Raw genomic sequence first — 16,531 nt, forward strand, 5'->3', positions numbered from 1 at the left:
CCGCCATGAACCTCGTCGATGCCCTGCTGTTCTTTCCGGTCGCCCTGCTCATCGCCCTGACCCCCGGCCCCAACAACTTCTGCTCGCTCGGCAACGGCATCCGCCATGGCGCGGTGACGGCGGGACTGGCAGCCCTGGGGCGCGACGTGGCCTTCGTGATCTTCCTGGTGATTTCGGCGGTGGGCCTGGGCGCCATGCTGCTGGCTTCGGAGACGGCCTTTACCGTCATCAAGTGGGTCGGCGCGCTCTACCTGCTCTACCTGGGCGTGAAGAGCTGGCGCAGCCGGGCCTTCGACGGCCTGGACCTGGCCGAGACCGGCGCGGCGCAACCGCGGGCGCTGCACCGGCTGATGCTGCAGGAATTCCTCATCGGCATCAGCAATCCCAAGGCGATCCTGCTGTTCGCCGCGGTCTTTCCGCAGTTCATCGATCCCACTCAGCCGACGACCCAGCAATTCGTCTACCTGGGTGGCACCCATCTGTTCGCGGAGCTGGTCGCGGCCGTGATCTATGGCCTGTTCGGCCGCCAGATCCGCCGCTTCATCCGCGGACCCCGTGGGGTGCGCCGGCTCAATCAGGCCACCGGGGCCTTCTTTGCCGGCGCAGGCGGTCTGTTGCTGACCGCCCACCGCTGATTCAGGACGACACCAGACCGGACTGGGCGGCGCCCAGCTTGGCCAGGGCCGCTTCGATCGCCGACCAGGGCTGTTCCCTGGGCGCTAGCGACGTGTCCACCCCGGCCTGGCGTGCGGTTCGCACCAGGGTGTTGAATTCGGCCGTCAGTGCCGCGGCCTGGGCCGTGTCGACAGCTCCGGAAAAGGCCGCGGGCGACAGCCAGAGGCGTTCCTGCAAGCGCTCGCCGACCTGACGGGCGAATTGCAGCCGCCGCTGCTGGCCGATCTGCCCGGCTTCGGTGTCTTCCACCAGACCCAGCGACAGCGTCTTGTAGGCCGGCAGCCGATCGAGCAGCCCCTGCTGGGCCTGGACCGACCGCGGCCAGTCGACATGCAGCCCCTCCACCGGCAGACCGGCAGCCAGCCCCAGGTTGTCGAGCAACTCGCCCTGACGCACACCCAGCAGCTTCTTCAGCGGTTCGCGTTGCAGCAGGTTGTAGGCCCTCTCGAAGGCGGTGCGCCAGGCCAGCGGCAGTTCCAGCGTCAGCAGAGGCTCATCGAGCTGGACCCATTCCACGCCCTGGGCGGCCAACCGCGCGAATATCTCGCCATAGACCGGTAGCAGCGCTTCCAGCAATTCGAGGCGGTCGAAGGCCGGATCGAGCGAGCGACCGAGCCATAGATAGCTCAGGGGTCCGAGGATCACCGGCTTGGCCACCAGACCGAGCGCCTGGGCCTCGGCGACCTCGTCGAACAGCTGCTCCCAGCCGATGGCAAAGGACTGGTCCGAGGTGAATACCGGGACCTGACAGGGACCGGCGAATAGATGATCGTCTTCCGCCTCGGTGCGAGCGGCGGCGCCGACCAGATACGAATGCGCCAGAACCCGATCGCCCCAGCCGAAGTCGCCTACCGCGAGCCACTCACAACCCGCGGCCTGCTGGGCGCGCCAAGCCTGCTGACGCTGCTGGCGCCCCTGGGCGATCAGGGCGGTCCGGTCGCAATCGTCGAGAGACGCCAGCGTCGCCAGGGACGCGTCACCCTGTTGCGCGCGCCGCGCGGAACCCTGGGAATGAATCTTGACCATTGCACACCTCCACCTGACAGGATGGAGATTGTCGTCGCGCATGAACCATGAAACAAACTCAGGTTTCTTGTGATGAACTCAAGTTTCTCTCATACACCGCGATCAGGGTTTGAAGCGCGCCATGCTGTAGGCGTCGACGAACACCCCATCGCGCAGGGCATAGCGACGCAGCAGCCCTTCCTCTTCGAAACCCAGCTTGCGATAGAGCGCCAGGGCCGGCTCGTTGTCGCTGAAGACGGTCAACTCGACCCGCTGCAGATTCATCCAGTTGTCGGCGAGGTCGAGCAGCGCCGTCAGCAGCCGGGTGCCTATGCCCTGCCCCTGGCAATCCCGGGCCACGCCCATGCCGAGGGCGCCACAGTGCTGGCGGCGAATGCGCTGCTGCTGTTCGAGACTGGCGCTGCCCACCACCCGCCCCTGCTGCAGGGCGACCAGTCCTATCCGCCCTTCGCGTTCGCCGCTCAGACGCTGCCGCCATTGTTCGGCGCTCTGATAGGGTAGCTGCAGCACCTGCCGCGCCACGGCCGGATCGCCATAGAGGGCAGCGAGGCCCTCGGCATGGCGGTCGGCATAGCGTTCCAGGTGGACGGTGGAACTGGACATGGGCGGCACTCCTTGGCGGAAGTCCGCAGCTTCGCCCAGGTCCGGGGGCCCGGACAAGGGCGACGCTAGGAGCGGCTAAGCCGATAGCTGGATCAGAGGGTCCACTTCAGGCTGAGCATGACGTTGCGGGGATCGCCGTAGGTGCCCATGCCTGTGCCGTTAGAGAGGCCTTGCCAGTATCTTTCGTCGAAGACATTGTTAAAGTTGACACGGCCATCCCAGTGGTCATTGAAGCGATAGCCCGCCATCAAGCCAACCACGGAGTAACTATCTTGCTTTGCTTCACCGTTACCCACCCGTTTGAAGGTCTCGCTCTGGGCTAGCAAATCGGCACCGATGCGCCATTTGCTCAGGTTACCGGTCAACTGGTAGCTAGTAGCAGCCTTGAACAGGTGCTTGGGCTGCTCAGGTGCGAAGCGGCGGTCTTCGTAGGTAACGTCTTTCGTGAATTCGCTCAGTACTAAAGTATAGGCTGCAGACGCCTGCCAATTAGGTGCCAGTTGGCCAGATATTTCCGCATCAATGCCGCGACTGCGGACTTCACCAGCGGAGTCATAACAAGTACGACTCTGCTCTTGACACTCTTGTGGCTGAGGGGTCAGTTGATAGGCTCGGCCTTCCTGGATAGTTTCGAACAGTGCAACAGAGGCATTCAATGCACCGTCGAGATAAGCACCTTTTACTCCTACCTCATAGCTTTTGCCTTTCGTCGGCGCCAGCACTGAGCCCCCGCTACCCTGTTCGCTCTGTGGCTTGAAGATCCCGGTGTAGCTAGCATAGACCGAATAGATGTCGTTCAGGTCGTAGACGATGCCGGCATAGGGCGTGACTTCGCGCGTCGCCTTGTAATCGGTATCAGTCCTGTAATTGCTACCTGCGATATACCCTGAGTAGTCAAACCAGCTTATCCGACCGCCAATAATGACGTGCAGTGGGTCGAGTGGATTGAAACGCGCCGCGGCGTATACCGCTTCCTCCGTGGTGGTGTTCTTGCTGGCATAAGGCGAAAGGCTGCCTTTGTCCGGCTTGACTATGCTGCCAGGCTGAAAGTTGTAAATGTCGACCGGAGTAACGCCGGAATAACCGCCACGTTGATAGAACTTGTCTTCACGCCGACTGAGACCAGTCATCAACTGGTGCTCCCGCCCCAGCAAAGTGATGGGACCACTTAGCGAGAGGTCTACGTTGGTCTGATCAACATCGGTCACATAGGCACCCGACGCGGTGCCGAGATCGCTGACAGATGTATACGGGAAAGCTGTCACATAATTGGAAAAGGTATCGGATTCGGCCCACGACTTTTGCGCCGCCAGCTTGGCCTTCCAGCCGTTGTCGAAGGTGTGGGTGATGTCGGAGAACAGGGTGTAGGTGTCCTGATCCCAGTAAGCCCAATCGCCGCTCAGGAAGGTGGAGCGCGACAGGTGCAGATCTTCCCCATTAGGGCCGCTGGGCAGGCTGCCCCAGTCGGAGGTCTTGTCTTCGCGCTGCTTGGACGCGCCGATGGTCCAGGTGGTGGTGTCGCTGAGATCGGCTTCGAGGACGCCATAGAAGGTCTGGCGCTTGCGCTCGCGTACGTCCTGGAAGCTGTTGCCGTCTTCGTAGGCGGCCACGGCGCGACCGCGCAGGGTGCCGGCTTCATTGAGCTTGTTGGAGGCGTCGACCTCGGTACGGTAGCGGTCCCAGCTGCCGGCGCTGGTGGTGACGCTGACCTGGGGAAAGGCGGTCGGGCGCTTGCGCACCAGATTGAGGGTGGCCGAAGGATCGCCGGCGCCGGTCATCAGGCCGGTGGCGCCACGCACCACCTCCACCCGGTCGTAGATGGACAGGTCGGCCGAGGACAGGGTGTCGAGGGTGAAGGTCCCGGCCGTGGTGGGCAGGCCGTCGTACATGATGTTGTCGATGCGGAAGCCGCGGGAGAGGAATTCCTGGCGGTCGCCGCCGAACTTGTTCAGCGTCACGCCCGGGGCGTAGCGGACCACATCGTTGAGATCGGTCATGCCCTGGTCTTCCATGCGCTGCCGGGTGATGACGCTCACCGACTGGGGCGTTTCGCGGATGGACAGCGGCAGGCCGGTGGAGGTGCTCATGGCGCCGGTGGTGTAGGAGCGGGTCCCTTCGGTGGTCGTCCGACCCGTCAGGGAGCCATCGTCCGCGCTGATGGTGGTGGTATCCAGGGCCACGCTGCCGGCAGCGGCCTGGGTGGCCACCGGGGCGACGGTCGCGACCGAGCCGCTGACCGAGGCCGCCAGGCCGCTGCCCGCCAGCAGGCGCTGCAAGGCGACATCCGGCTCCATCCGCCCCGCCAGTGCCGGTGCCCGCTTGCCCACCAGGGCGGCGGGATCGTAGTTCACCTGGAGGCCACTGGCGCGCGCGAAGCTCTGCAAGGCATCGGCCAGCGGCTGCGCCGGTTGCGACAACGCCACGGGAGCGGCCTGGGCGAGGGTCGCCACGCCCAGGGAGACGGAAAGCGCGATGAGGCGAAGGGAGAAGAGCTGCATGTCGTTGGTCGTCCTCTAGGGAAACACCGACCCGTCCGTACCCCACGTAAGGACTCGCTGGAGATTTTCCAGGGACCGGTATCCGATGCCGTCTTGCGCGGCGGAACGCAGGCTATGCAACCTGGATGCATCTGTAAATGCAAATTAATATCATAAGCGACCGCAAACTTATGCTTTGCCCGCGCGAAGCCGTCAAGGACGGGGATTTGCAGACGCCAGCCTTCCATCGCTCTGATTCGGCGATTTTCGAGGGAATGTTTCAAGAAATGAGCGGCTGCCCTCCCCGCCTTGTGCAGCAGTAGGCAAACCAGCCGGAGGACGAGTTGGATGCCGGCGAGAGGGAGAAGGCACCAGGAATCGAGGAGCCAGGCGGCAGGAAGAGGAAGGGGTCAAACCAGGCGCCGGGTCCCTCCCACCCCTTCATCGTGAAAGCGCTGGGCGATGGCGCAGATCTGCGGTTCGATGGCCAGGAAGGCGTCGAGCACTAGGGGATCGAAGGTGCTGCCGCGCATCTCGCGCATCATCTGCAACGAGTCTTCGTGGCTGAACGGCTCCTTGTAGCAGCGCCGGCTGATCAGGGCGTCGTAGATATCGGCCACCGCCATGATCCGCCCCGCCAGCGGGATGCCGGTACCGGACAGCCCGTTGGGATAGCCGCTGCCATCCCACTTCTCGTGGTGGGTGCTGGCGATCTCGGCAGCCAGGGCGAGGAAGTTGTCATCCTCCAGATGGCTGGCGGTGCTGAGGATGATCTGCCGACCGAATTCGGCATGCCGCTGCATCACCTGCATCTCCTCCGGCGTCAGCCGCCCGGGCTTGAGCAGGATGGCATCCGGCACACCGACCTTGCCGATGTCGTGCAGGGGCGCGGACAGGAACAGCAGCTTGATGTAGTCTGGCGTGAGCAATTCCGGCGCCTGGCCGGCACGGCGCAGCTCCTCGGCGATGGCGCGAACATAGTGCTGGGTGCGCTTGATATGAGCGCCGGTCTCGGGATCCCGGGTTTCGGCCACCGCCGCCATGGACTCGATGGTGACCTGGCGCGAGCGTTCCAGTTGCCGGCGCCAGCGCTCTTCGTGCTGGCGCGCCAGCACGATCCGCGTGACCAGCGCCAGGGCCGTGAGCAGCCCTACCAGCACCAGGGGTGCGGCCAGCGGCAGGAAGACGTCATGGCGAACGAACAGCCAGGCGCCCAGCAGCTGCGGCAGGACGATCGACGCCGCCGCCAGGAGGACGAAGCGCCGCTGGCTGCGGTTGAAGAAGAAGCCGGCGGACAGCAGCAGACCGCCAAGCAGACACAACGCCAGTTGCAGCACGCCGGCGAATTGCGGGATTCGGACCAGGGCATCGTCCAGCAGGTCCTGGGTCAGGGCCGCCTGCAGCCTGACGCCGGAAAAGGTCTGCCCCAGCGCCGTGGCGTGCAGGTCGTTGAAGCCTGCAGCCGAGACGCCGACGAAGACCACCTTGCCCTTGAGCGTGGCCGGTGCCACCGCGCCGCTGAGCACCGCCAGGGCCGAGACCTCCGGATAGTGTTCGGCGGCGCTGTGCAGCCGCAGCAGCGCCTGGCCTTCGCGATCGAGCGGCAGGCGGCGGTCGCCAAGCCGCAGCATCGGACCCGTCAGGCCGGTCTCCACCACGCCCTCGTTCAGCCCCAGGGCGCGCAGGGTGGCGGCCAGCGCCAGACTCGGATGGATGATGCCCTGATAGCTGAGCAGCAGGGGCACGCGTCGCAGGATGCCGTCGCTGTCACGCTGGCTGTTGATGAAGCCGCTGAAGCGCGTCTGGCTGGCGATGGGGGCCACACTGTCCAGCGCGCCGCTGGCCTTGGGCAGCCTGAGGGCGTCGAGGGCGCCGCTGAAGCCCACCCCTGGCCGCAGCGCGGCAGCGACGGGTTGCTGCAGATCGAGGAAAAAGAAATGGGCGCCGACGGCGCCCGTCTGCCCCATGACGTAACCGAGATAGCCGTCGTTGTCCTGCAACTCCGGCGGCACACCGGAAAAGCTCAGGTGCATGCCGAAGTCGTCCTGGAAACTCTGTTGCAGGGCCTTGAGCGAGGTACGGTCCGGCTCGCTGAACAGGACGTCCACGGCGATCGCCGCCGGCTCGGCCTCGGCGATCCGGGAAAGCAGCTGGGCAACCCGATAGCGCGGCCAGGGCCACTGCCCCAGCGCCGCCAGGCTGGCCTCGTCGATGCTGACCACCTGGACGTCGCGGGCGTCCTCGTTGCTGGCCGCCAGGCGGCTGAGCTGGTCGTAGGCCAGGCGATCCAGGTACTGCAGTGGCGTCCATTGCAACAGCGCGGCGAGGCCGAAGGCCAGCGACAGGCCAAGGCTGACCAGGAACATCCAGGGCGCGCGCCGGCGCAGCAGGGTCGCAACGGAATTCATGCCCGCGACCCTAGAGAATCAGGATTTCGACACGCCGATTGCGCGGCTCGGATTTGCCGGGACGGGTCGGAACCAGGGGCACGGTATCGCCGAAGAATTCGACGTTGATGCGCAACTTGGGATCGAGTCGCTGCAGCAGACCGGCCACCTTGCGGGCACGCTGCCCCGAGAGGTCGAGGTTGTAGGAAGGCGCACCCGAGCCGTCCGCATGGCCGAATACCGAAATCTCGGTAGGGATGCGCTGCCGTGCCGTTTCCAGCACCTCGGGCAGGAGCGCCTTGGACTGCGGCGTGAGCTCCATGCTGTCGGAGAGGAAATTGAGGATGAAGGTCTTGGGCGGCGACGGCTGCGCCGCCAGCACCTGACGATGCTGCTGTTCGAAGAGGGGTTGGGCCACCGCCTGGGCCGCAGTCGGTGCCTGACCCGGGCCGGGCACCGTGACCTCGGCGAACCCCTGGTCGATGGCCTGGCGGCCCGCCGGGCTGGTCACCGAGACGGCGCCGACATGCCCATCGGCGTCGGGCATCAGGATCACCCGCGTCTGCGGTGGCGGAGGACTGGCACAGCCGCCCAGCAGCAGCGTGGACAGCAGCACGCTCAGCAGCAGACGACCAGGGGACGCGACAGCGATCAGGGCAGTCATTGGGCCTGGACCAGGAAGCGGGTACCGCGCACGCCTATGGTGGCGGTCGGCGTCTCGATCTTGACCGTGTCGGGTGCGACCTTGCCGATCTTGCCGGACGAATAGATGGCGGAGCCCTTGGTCAGGTACAGCGAGAAACCGTACCGACTGCTCTTGGGTTCGAAGAGATAGTCACGCAATTGCACGTCAGCGCCGTTGCCCAGGGTGAGCAAGGTACCGTCGAGAAAGACGATGGCCGCGGTGGCGTCCGGGCCGGCCTGCAGGCGATCGGCCACCTGCAGGGTGGTACCGGCCTGGGCGTCCAGGCTGGCGGTCTGGCGCAGCACCTTGACACTGCCCGAGACGCTCTTGATCAGGGCCACGTGCTCCTCCTCCGCGGCCGTGACCTGCGGGGATCCCAGCAGCTGCAGCCCGAGCAGCGCCAATGCGAACAGTGTTGTCTTCATGCTTTCCTGGTCCCTGGATGGAAAGGCGTGGCCGTCGCTGGGGCGACGGATTGCCGGCAGGACCTCGGATGGCATCTTGAAGCGGCCTGCTGCGCAGCGGTCAGGGCTCCAGACTCGTGAACCCAATCACCTTCTACCAGATAAACAAGCCAAGCGGCACGCAAAGTAGTACGAATGGCACCTGGCCACTACCCATGCCATCACGACCCAGCGAGACGAACGGCACGGGCAGTGGTCTAGTGAGCATCTTTCCCAGGTAACCTTTTCATGCAGATCATTCTGGTGCGTCACGGCAAACCCGATCTTTCCAGCAAGGCTCGCTGCACCCCGCGGGAGATGAAGGACTGGGTCGCGCGCTACCAGAAAGCCCCGGTGCCCGCCGGCCTGGAGCCCGCGGAGACGCGGCGACTGGCCCAGGAAGCGGGCTATGTGGTGAGCAGCCCCCTGGGCCGCTGCGTGCGCTCGCTGGAGTACCTGATGGGGCGTTCCGGCAGCCCGGTCGATGACCGCTATGCCGAAGCCCATCTGCCCTATCTGGAACTGGATGCGCCGCGGCTGCCGGTCAAGGCCTGGCGCCTGTTGTTCAGATCCGCCTGGTTCCTGGGTTTCGCCGCCCACACCGAATCCATCGGCAGCTCCTCGGTGCGTGCCGGCCAGGCGGCCGATCGCCTCATCGAACTGGCCGAACGCCATGGTTCGGTGCTGCTGCTGGGGCACGGCATCATGAACGTGCTGATCGCCTGGCAGTTGCGCAAGCGTGGCTGGCGCGGGCCGCTGCATCTGCTGCTCAAGGACTACTGGAAGCCGAGTATCTATCGCAAGGAAAGGCGCTGAGTTCGATCAACGGCTCGCCTTGGCGCGGGCCTCTTCCAGCTCACGGCGGGCCTCGGCCAGCTTTCTGCTCCGCACCCGGATCTTGTCGGCGTCGCCCTTGGCCTGGGCGTCGCGCAGATCCCGTTCCCGTTCGGCCACCTCGCGACTGCGGGCCTGGATAACTTCCAGCCGCTGCTGGCGCAGGCCGGTATCGGTGCAGTGCGCCTGCACCGCGTCGAGTGCTCGCCGCAATCCTGCCAGCCGTCCGGCATCGCCTTGCGCCTGAGCCTGGGCGATCTGCCGTTCCAGCGTCAGGCGTTTCGCCGCGCAGCCCCCGTCGGCTGCAACTGCCACGCCAGGTAGCAGCAGGCTTGCCGCCACCAGCACTGCCTTGGCTCGGTTTGTCATAGGTCTTCCTCCGGGCGTTGAAATCCGCCAGCGCCTGACTCTTCCCGTTCAACCGTCCAGCGACGGTCCGACCAGGGCGGCGAGCTGGTCGTAGACCCCTGGCGCCGCCACCAGCAGCGGATTGCCATTGACCAGGCCGTCGTTGCGCAGGAAGGCGTTGTGGCGACCGCCCGCCTCCCGGATCAGGACCAGGCCCGCCAGGCAGTCCCAGCCATGGATCAGGGTCTCGTAGTAGCCGATCAGCCGGCCGGCGGCGACGTAGGCGGTCATCAGCGCGCCCGAGCCATTGCGGAAGAATTGCCCGCCTTCGGCCAGCAGGCCGGTCACGAACGGCAGGAAGTGTTCCTTGCCGCGTCTGTGGGTGGTGCCCAGTCCGGTCAGGCCCTGGCGGATCTCGGTGGCCGCATGGACGCGCAGCGGCTGGTCGTTGACGAAGGCGCCGTGCCCGCGCAGGCCATGGAAGAGTTCGTCGTGATTCGGATCCATGATGGCGCCGAGCAAGGGCTCGCCCTCGTGCATCAGGCCGATGGACACGCACCAGTTGTGCAGGCCGTTGAGAAAGGGCGCGGTGCCGTCGATGGGATCTATGACCCAGAGGTAGGGCGCGGAGAGGTCGGTGGCACCGCCCTCCTCGCCCAGCAGGCCATCTTCCGGAAAGCGTTCGCTCAGGCGTTGGCGGATGAGGTCCTCCAGCGTCTTGTCGGCGATGCTCACCACGTCCTGCAGGTCGCTGCCCTTGTGGTCCACCTGCAGCGCCGCGCGCCGACGATAGAAGTCGAGGCCGAGCTGCGCCGCCTCCCGGGCGATGTCCTGGACAGCGCGGTAGCGTTCAGCGATGGCGGGGGCGATGGCGGTCATAGGCGCTCCTGGAACGGGGAAAAGGCGCCAGGGTGCCAGTTCCGCCTGCGGAAAAGAATAGTCGCGCGCCTGGCGCATACCAGGGTTGCAGCAGACAGCTGTCAGGCTGCGGGCGCACCCTGGCCACTTTTTGCCGATGTCGGCAAAGGTCCGACTAGAGGCCCCTGGTAATGGCCGTGTCATCTCGGGAGCGCAGGCTGTCGGGTATTGGCAGTCAGGACGGCGAAATGCAGCGGCGGACCGCACCAAATCCGCGCGCGACCGTCAGAACTAGTGAGAGCTCGTTGTACCGGGAGGACGCCATGACCGCACAAACTTCGCTATTCCACGGCAATGGTCAGCTGCAGCAATTGCGGCGACTGATACCCCGACAGCATTTCGAATGTCTGGAACGCCACCTCGAGTTGCTGTCGCGCGAATTTCCGCTGTTCGATCATCCGCCGCTGAGCATCGACTGCGCCGTCGCCGAAACCCTGGAAAACCTCGGAATCCGCGCCTTTCAGTGGCAGGGCAGTTGCAACCTGCCGCAGCGAATGGCCCTGGGCAGTGCGCTGATGGGCGAGGGATTCATCGCCCAGTCCAGCACCCCCGAATACACCCTCTATCTTAACGCCCGGGGTGAAAAGGTGCTGTTGCGGCAAGAGCCCGCCGCCGGTCAGACCCTGGTCAGCCTGGTGTCGGATTGCCCGCCGCTGTTCGCCTATCTGGCGGCCAAGCACCGCGACGCGGTACCTGTCGCCTGAGTGACGCGCCATCGCCTTGTCAGTCGTGTGATCCGCTCGAAAACAGAATGACGAACAGGATCACAACTGCGCTTTAACGTCGGACTAACCGGGAACCAAATAGGCAGTGGAATGGTAGATTCGCGCTTCGGATCTACCAGGAGACCCAAGGAATGGGAATTCGTATTCTGGCCAGTGTCGTCGTGACCTTTGCCGCCCTCAATGGCGAAGCAGCCTCCCTCCCCGCGATACCCCCGCTCAAGCTGGCGGACCTCACCCTTCAGGTCCCCCTGTTAAGTACCGATGCCATCCCTACCAAAGTTGACGCCCAGCTGCGTGACAGTCGGCAGCCAGTCAATAGCGCCCGCTGGCTTAACGACCATCAGACCTTTGCTCAAGAGCAACGCTGGGTATTCTAGTCCGTTGGATTGATGTCGACGGATGGCTTCCCTTTCGTATGCTTTTTGATACCGCGCGGGGAATGAATCGCGTTTTTGCAGGTCCGTCTGGTTCTACGGGCAGCTCAACTCCTCTGCCCTTTCAACCTGCACGCGGAGCCGTCATGAAACGCCTGTCCTTTCTCCTGTTCGCCGCCCTATCGGCCTGCAGCTCGGCTCCCACCCCGCCCCCGGCCGATCCGTCGCAATTCGGCGGCCGTACCCAGGAACAGCTCCGGCAGAGTTTCGGCGTACCCCAGCGGGTCGCGCAGCTCGATCGCCTGATGGTCTACGAATACCGCAACCTGCGCGCGCCGGGCAGCGCGACGCCGGTCTATTCCTTTCTCATCGAAAACGAGCGGGTGATCGAATCCACGCCAGGAACCTTGCAGCTTTATCGCGAAGACGGCATCACCAAGGTCAAGGCGGAAAGCCTCTAGGCAGAGCCCCTGGCCGTGGCGGCGGTCCCGCGCAGCCCTGCAGGGATGTGCAAAAAAATACCGATTTTGGTGTCTTCCAGCATTTGTTTCCCGGGCGGCAACGGGCTGTAATCGGTCCGTGGCTTCCGCTGCAAAGGCCGTCACAGCCGGCCGCGTGGTGGGTTACAACAACAAGAAAAGCGTCTGCTGCAGTTGCACAGGACGCGGAGTGCAAGATGAAAACAACACCAAAAGCGCTTTTATTGTCCGCTGTTACCCTCTCTGCAGGCCTGACCTTCTCGCTGGCCCTCCAGGCCGCCGAAACGGTCACCATCGCCACCGTCAACAACAGCGACATGATCCGCATGCAGCGGCTGTCCAAAACCTTCGAAGACCAGCATCCCGACATCAAGCTCAACTGGGTGGTGCTCGAAGAAAACGTGCTGCGTCAGCGGCTGACGACCGACATCGCCACCCAGGGTGGCCAGTTCGACGTCCTCACCATCGGCATGTACGAGACCGGCCTCTGGGGCGCCCAGAACTGGCTGGAGCCCATGAAGGACCTGCCCGCCAACTACGACCTGGACGACCTCTTCCCGTCGGTTCGCGAAGGCCTGTCGGTCAAGGGCACCCTCTATGCGCTGCCCTTCTATGCCGAAAGCTCCATCACCTACTACCGCAAGGATCTGTTCCAGCAGGCCGGCCTGACCATGCCCGCCCAGCCCACCTGGACCCAGATCGCCGAATTCGCCGGCAAGCTGCACCAGCCGGACAAGGACCAGTACGGTCTGTGCCTGAGAGGCAAGGCCGGCTGGGGCGAGAACATGGCCCTGGTCACCACCATGGCCAACGCCTTCGGCGCGCGCTGGTTCGACGATAAGTGGCAACCGGAATTCACCGGTCCGGAATGGACCGCGGCGGCCAACTACTACGTCACCAACATGAAGAAGTACGGCCCGCCCGGCGCCTCCAGCAACGGCTTCAACGAAAACCTGGCGCTGTTCAACAGCGGCAAGTGCGCCATCTGGGTCGATGCCAGCGTCGCCGGCTCCTTCACCATGGACAAGAGCCAGAGCAAGGTCGCCGACAGCGTCGGCTTCGCCGGCTCGCCGCGCGAGGTCACCGACAAGGGCTCGTCCTGGCTGTATGCCTGGTCGCTGGGTATCCCCACCTCCTCCAAGCACAAGGACGCCGCCAAGACCTTCGTGACCTGGGCCACCTCCAAGGACTACGCCAAGCTAGTCGCGGACACCGACGGTATCGCCAACGTGCCGCCGGGCACCCGCAAGTCCACCTACAGCCAGGCCTACATGGACGCGGCGCCCTTCGCCAAGGTCTCGCTGGACATGCTGCAGCACGCCGACCCGGCCCATCCCTCGGCCAAGCCGGTGCCCTACGTGGGCATCCAGTACGTGACCATTCCCGAGTTCCAGGCCATCGGCACCTCGGTGGGCAAGCTGTTCGCCGCGGCCCTCACCGGGCAGATGTCGGTCGAGCAGGCCCTGCAGGCGGCGCAGCAGTCCACCGCCCGGGAAATGAAGCGCGCCGGCTATCCCAAGTAGCGCTGGAGCCCGGGGTCCGTACCACGCGGCCCCCGGCCTAGCGGCTTTCCCTGCCTGATCCGTCGCTGGCGTCGCGAGACGCCAGCGCCTCGTCACGGCCCACTGCCTTGCGGAGCATCGCCATGCAGACCTCCACCCTCAAGACGCCCGTCGTCGAATCCCCTGCCGCTCCCGCCCGTCGTCAACGCCGTCGCGCCGGTCCCGGCTGGTTCCTGATCAGTCCTTCGGTGGCCCTGCTGCTGGTGTGGATGCTGGTGCCCCTAGGCATGACCATCTGGTTCTCGCTGATCCGCTACAACCTGCTCTACCCCGGCGAGCACGCCTTCGTCGGCCTGGAAAACTTCGAATACTTCGTCACCGATGCCGGCTTCTGGCCCGGCATGACCAACACCCTGCTGCTGGTGGGCAGCGTGCTGCTGATCAGCGTGGTCTTCGGCGTGCTGATCTCGGCGCTGCTGGAGGCCAGCGAATTCTTCGGTCGCGGCATCGTCCGCGTCCTGCTGATCTCGCCCTTCTTCATCATGCCCACGGTCAGCGCCCTGATCTGGAAGAACCTGATCTTCCATCCGGTCTCCGGCATCCTCGCCGCGATCTGGAAACTGTTCGGCGCCACCCCGGTGGACTGGCTGGCCACCCACCCGCTCCTGTCGATCATCCTGATCGTGTCCTGGCAGTGGCTGCCCTTCGCCATCCTCATCCTGATGACCGCCATGCAGTCGCTGGATCAGGAGCAGAAGGAAGCGGCCCGCCTGGACGGCGCCGGTCCGGTCGCCATCTTCTGGCACCTAACCCTGCCGCACCTGGCGCGGCCCATCGCCGTGGTGGTGATGATCGAGACGATCTTCCTGCTGTCGGTGTTCGCCGAGATCTACACCACCACCAGTGGCGGTCCGGGCTTCGCCTCCACCAACCTCGCCTACCTGATCTACAACCAGGCCCTGCTGCAGTTCGACGTCGGCCTGGCCTCCGCCGGCGGCCTGATCGCCGTGCTCATCGCCAACATCGCCGCCATCATCCTGGTGCGGATGCTTGGCAAGAACCTGACCCAACAGTGAGGACCCTGACATGCTGACGCTCAAGCAATCCCGGCGCCTGCAGAGCCTGCTGCTGGGCCTGCTCGCCTGGCTGGTGGCACTGGTGCTGTTCTTCCCGATCTTCTGGATGGTGCTGACCAGCTTCAAGACCGAGATCGACGCCTTCGCCACGCCGCCGCAGTTCTTCTTCATGCCCACGCTGGAGAACTACCTGACCATCCAGGCGCGCAGCGACTACTTCCACTTCGCGCTGAATTCGGTGGTGATCTCCTTTGGCGCCACCCTGCTCAGTCTGTTGCTGGCGCTGCCGGCGGCCTACTCGATGGCCTTCCACGAGACCCGCAACACCCAGCGCCTGCTGCTGTGGATGCTGTCCACCAAGATGCTGCCGGCGGTCGGGGTGCTGGTGCCCATCTACCTGCTGGCCAAGCAGTTCGAACTGCTCGACAGCCGGTTGCTGCTGATCGCCGTCTACACCCTGATCAACCTGCCGATCGTGGTCTGGATGGTCTACACCTACTTCAAGGACATCCCCAAGGACATCCTCGAGGCGGCGCGCCTGGATGGCGCCACCACCTACCAGGAAATCGTCCGGGTGCTCTTGCCGATCAGCAAGGGCGGCATCGCCTCGACCATGCTGCTGTCGCTGATCCTCTGCTGGAACGAGGCCTTCTGGTCGCTGAACCTGACCTCGTCCAACGCCGCCCCGCTGACCGCGCTGATCGCCTCCTACTCCAGTCCCCAGGGACTGTTCTGGGCCAAGCTGTCGGCCGTCTCGACGCTGGCCTGCGCACCCATCCTGATCTTTGGCTGGATCAGCCAGAAACAACTCGTCCGCGGCCTGTCGTTCGGCGCGGTGAAATAAGAACAAGAGGACTCCTGTCATGGCCAATCTGAAAATCCGCAGCCTGCGCAAGGGCTTCGACTCGCTGGAAATCATCAAGGGCGTCGACCTCGACATCAACGACCGCGAATTCGTGGTCTTCGTCGGCCCGTCCGGGTGCGGCAAATCCACCCTGCTACGGCTCATCGCCGGCCTGGAAGAGGTCACCAGCGGCACCCTGGAACTGGACGGTCGCGACATCACCGAGGTGTCGCCGGCCAAGCGCGACCTGGCCATGGTGTTCCAGACCTACGCCCTCTATCCGCACATGAGCGTGCGCAAGAATCTGTCCTTCGCCCTGGACCTGGCCAAGATCGACAAGCAGGAAGTGGAGCGCAAGGTCACTGATGCCGCCCGCATCCTCGAGCTGACGCCGCTGCTGGAGCGCAAGCCGCGCCAGCTCTCCGGTGGCCAGCGCCAGCGGGTGGCCATCGGCCGCGCCATCGTCCGCCAGCCGAAGATCTTCCTGTTTGACGAACCCCTGTCCAACCTGGACGCCGCCCTGCGCGTGCAGATGCGCCTGGAACTGGCGCGCCTGCACCAGGAATTGCAGGCCACCATGATCTACGTGACCCACGACCAGGTGGAAGCCATGACCCTGGCGACCAAGGTGGTGGTGCTCAACGGCGGCCGCGTCGAGCAGGTCGGCTCGCCCCTGGAGCTCTATCACCATCCAGCCAACCTCTTCGTCGCCGGCTTCCTGGGTACGCCGAAGATGGCCTTCCTCAAGGGCAAGGTGGCGGCTACCGACGCCCAGGGCGTCGAGGTAGAGCTGGCGGCCGGTCCGCGCCTGCACCTGCCGCGCCGCGGCGACGACCTGGCGGTCGGCAGCCCGGTGACCCTGGGCATTCGTCCGGAACACCTGCGCCTGGCCGCCGACGGCCAGTTGCCGGTGATCAGCGATGTGGCCGAGCGCCTGGGCAGCGACACCTACTGCCACATGGTCACCGAGGCCGAGGAGCCGCTGACCGTGCGCGTGCCGGGTGATTGTGCCGTTGCCTACGGCGAACGCCAGCGCCTGGCCCTGGACGTCGACTTCTGCCACCTGTTCGACGAGCAGGGCCGCGCCGTGGCGCCGCTGCTGCGCAAAGCCGCCTGACCCCTCTCCCCTTTCCTG

17 protein-coding genes are annotated in these 16,531 nt (G+C 65.0%); 9 read left to right on the top strand and 8 right to left on the bottom strand.

Going from position 1 to position 16,531, the window contains the following annotated elements; translation table 11 throughout:
- Positions 1-5: 5 nt before the first annotated feature.
- Positions 6-635: a LysE family translocator gene (locus PSK12I2_RS0101060; protein ID WP_027596959.1), complete on the top strand. Its 630-nt coding sequence runs from the start codon at positions 6-8 to the stop codon at positions 633-635.
- Between the two features lies 1 nt (position 636).
- Here the strand turns inward: PSK12I2_RS0101060 and PSK12I2_RS0101065 are convergent, their stop codons facing one another.
- From PSK12I2_RS0101065 to PSK12I2_RS0101095, 6 genes are all read right to left on the bottom strand, one after another.
- Complete coding sequence (locus PSK12I2_RS0101065) at positions 637-1,701, bottom strand: 5-methyltetrahydropteroyltriglutamate--homocysteine methyltransferase (protein WP_027596960.1); 1,065 nt, start codon at positions 1,699-1,701, stop codon at positions 637-639.
- 102 nt (positions 1,702-1,803) lie between these two features.
- Positions 1,804-2,304, bottom strand: a complete 501-nt coding sequence (locus PSK12I2_RS0101070; protein WP_027596961.1) for a GNAT family N-acetyltransferase — start codon at positions 2,302-2,304, stop codon at positions 1,804-1,806.
- A 92-nt stretch (positions 2,305-2,396) separates the two neighbouring features.
- The gene (locus PSK12I2_RS0101075) at positions 2,397-4,802 is read right to left on the bottom strand and encodes a TonB-dependent siderophore receptor (protein ID WP_027596962.1); all 2,406 of its coding nucleotides are present in this window, start codon (positions 4,800-4,802) and stop codon (positions 2,397-2,399) included.
- A 389-nt stretch (positions 4,803-5,191) separates the two neighbouring features.
- Positions 5,192-7,189, bottom strand: coding sequence for a CHASE2 domain-containing protein (locus PSK12I2_RS0101085; protein ID WP_027596963.1), 1,998 nt, complete (start codon positions 7,187-7,189; stop codon positions 5,192-5,194).
- A 10-nt stretch (positions 7,190-7,199) separates the two neighbouring features.
- Positions 7,200-7,832 (bottom strand): OmpA family protein, encoded by a 633-nt coding sequence (locus tag PSK12I2_RS0101090; protein WP_027596964.1) that lies wholly within the window; start codon positions 7,830-7,832, stop codon positions 7,200-7,202.
- On the bottom strand, positions 7,829-8,278 hold the full coding sequence (locus tag PSK12I2_RS0101095; RefSeq protein WP_007159271.1) for a FecR domain-containing protein: 450 nt from the start codon (positions 8,276-8,278) through the stop codon (positions 7,829-7,831). Before PSK12I2_RS0101095 ends, PSK12I2_RS0101090 begins: the two co-directional genes overlap by 4 nt.
- A gap of 267 nt (positions 8,279-8,545) precedes the next feature.
- Here PSK12I2_RS0101095 and PSK12I2_RS0101100 point away from each other — a divergent pair, with 267 nt between their 5' ends.
- A complete protein-coding gene (locus PSK12I2_RS0101100) occupies positions 8,546-9,112 on the top strand; it encodes a histidine phosphatase family protein (RefSeq protein ID WP_027596965.1) in 567 nt (188 codons plus the stop codon).
- Positions 9,113-9,118: 6 nt separating this feature from the next.
- Here PSK12I2_RS0101100 and PSK12I2_RS24460 read toward each other — a convergent pair whose 3' ends face one another.
- Both PSK12I2_RS24460 and PSK12I2_RS0101110 read right to left on the bottom strand, forming a co-directional pair.
- Positions 9,119-9,499: a DUF1090 domain-containing protein gene (locus PSK12I2_RS24460; protein WP_027596966.1), complete on the bottom strand. Its 381-nt coding sequence runs from the start codon at positions 9,497-9,499 to the stop codon at positions 9,119-9,121.
- A gap of 48 nt (positions 9,500-9,547) precedes the next feature.
- On the bottom strand, positions 9,548-10,357 hold the full coding sequence (locus PSK12I2_RS0101110; RefSeq protein WP_027596967.1) for an inositol monophosphatase: 810 nt from the start codon (positions 10,355-10,357) through the stop codon (positions 9,548-9,550).
- Positions 10,358-10,659: 302 nt separating this feature from the next.
- On the opposite strand from PSK12I2_RS0101110, the gene PSK12I2_RS0101115 reads away from it, so the two are divergent.
- From PSK12I2_RS0101115 to PSK12I2_RS0101145, 7 genes are all read left to right on the top strand, one after another.
- Entirely contained in the window at positions 10,660-11,100 is a 441-nt protein-coding gene (locus PSK12I2_RS0101115; RefSeq protein ID WP_027596968.1) for a hypothetical protein, read from the top strand.
- Between the two features lie 152 nt (positions 11,101-11,252).
- Entirely contained in the window at positions 11,253-11,498 is a 246-nt protein-coding gene (locus PSK12I2_RS0101120; RefSeq protein WP_027596969.1) for a hypothetical protein, read from the top strand.
- Positions 11,499-11,641: 143 nt separating this feature from the next.
- On the top strand, positions 11,642-11,956 hold the full coding sequence (locus PSK12I2_RS0101125; RefSeq protein ID WP_027596970.1) for a hypothetical protein: 315 nt from the start codon (positions 11,642-11,644) through the stop codon (positions 11,954-11,956).
- A gap of 215 nt (positions 11,957-12,171) precedes the next feature.
- Entirely contained in the window at positions 12,172-13,497 is a 1,326-nt protein-coding gene (locus PSK12I2_RS0101130) for a sugar ABC transporter substrate-binding protein (protein WP_027596971.1), read from the top strand.
- A 122-nt stretch (positions 13,498-13,619) separates the two neighbouring features.
- Positions 13,620-14,552 carry a carbohydrate ABC transporter permease gene (locus tag PSK12I2_RS0101135; RefSeq protein WP_007159280.1) on the top strand — a complete coding sequence of 311 codons (933 nt, stop codon included), beginning with the start codon at positions 13,620-13,622 and terminating at the stop codon, positions 14,550-14,552.
- A 10-nt stretch (positions 14,553-14,562) separates the two neighbouring features.
- On the top strand, positions 14,563-15,396 hold the full coding sequence (locus PSK12I2_RS0101140) for a carbohydrate ABC transporter permease (protein ID WP_007159281.1): 834 nt from the start codon (positions 14,563-14,565) through the stop codon (positions 15,394-15,396).
- A gap of 19 nt (positions 15,397-15,415) precedes the next feature.
- Entirely contained in the window at positions 15,416-16,513 is a 1,098-nt protein-coding gene (locus PSK12I2_RS0101145) for an ABC transporter ATP-binding protein (protein ID WP_007159282.1), read from the top strand.
- Positions 16,514-16,531 lie beyond the last annotated feature (18 nt).

Source organism: Pseudomonas sp. MOIL14HWK12:I2, assembly GCF_000510745.1.
Lineage (GTDB): Bacteria > Pseudomonadota > Gammaproteobacteria > Pseudomonadales > Pseudomonadaceae > Chryseomonas > Chryseomonas oryzihabitans.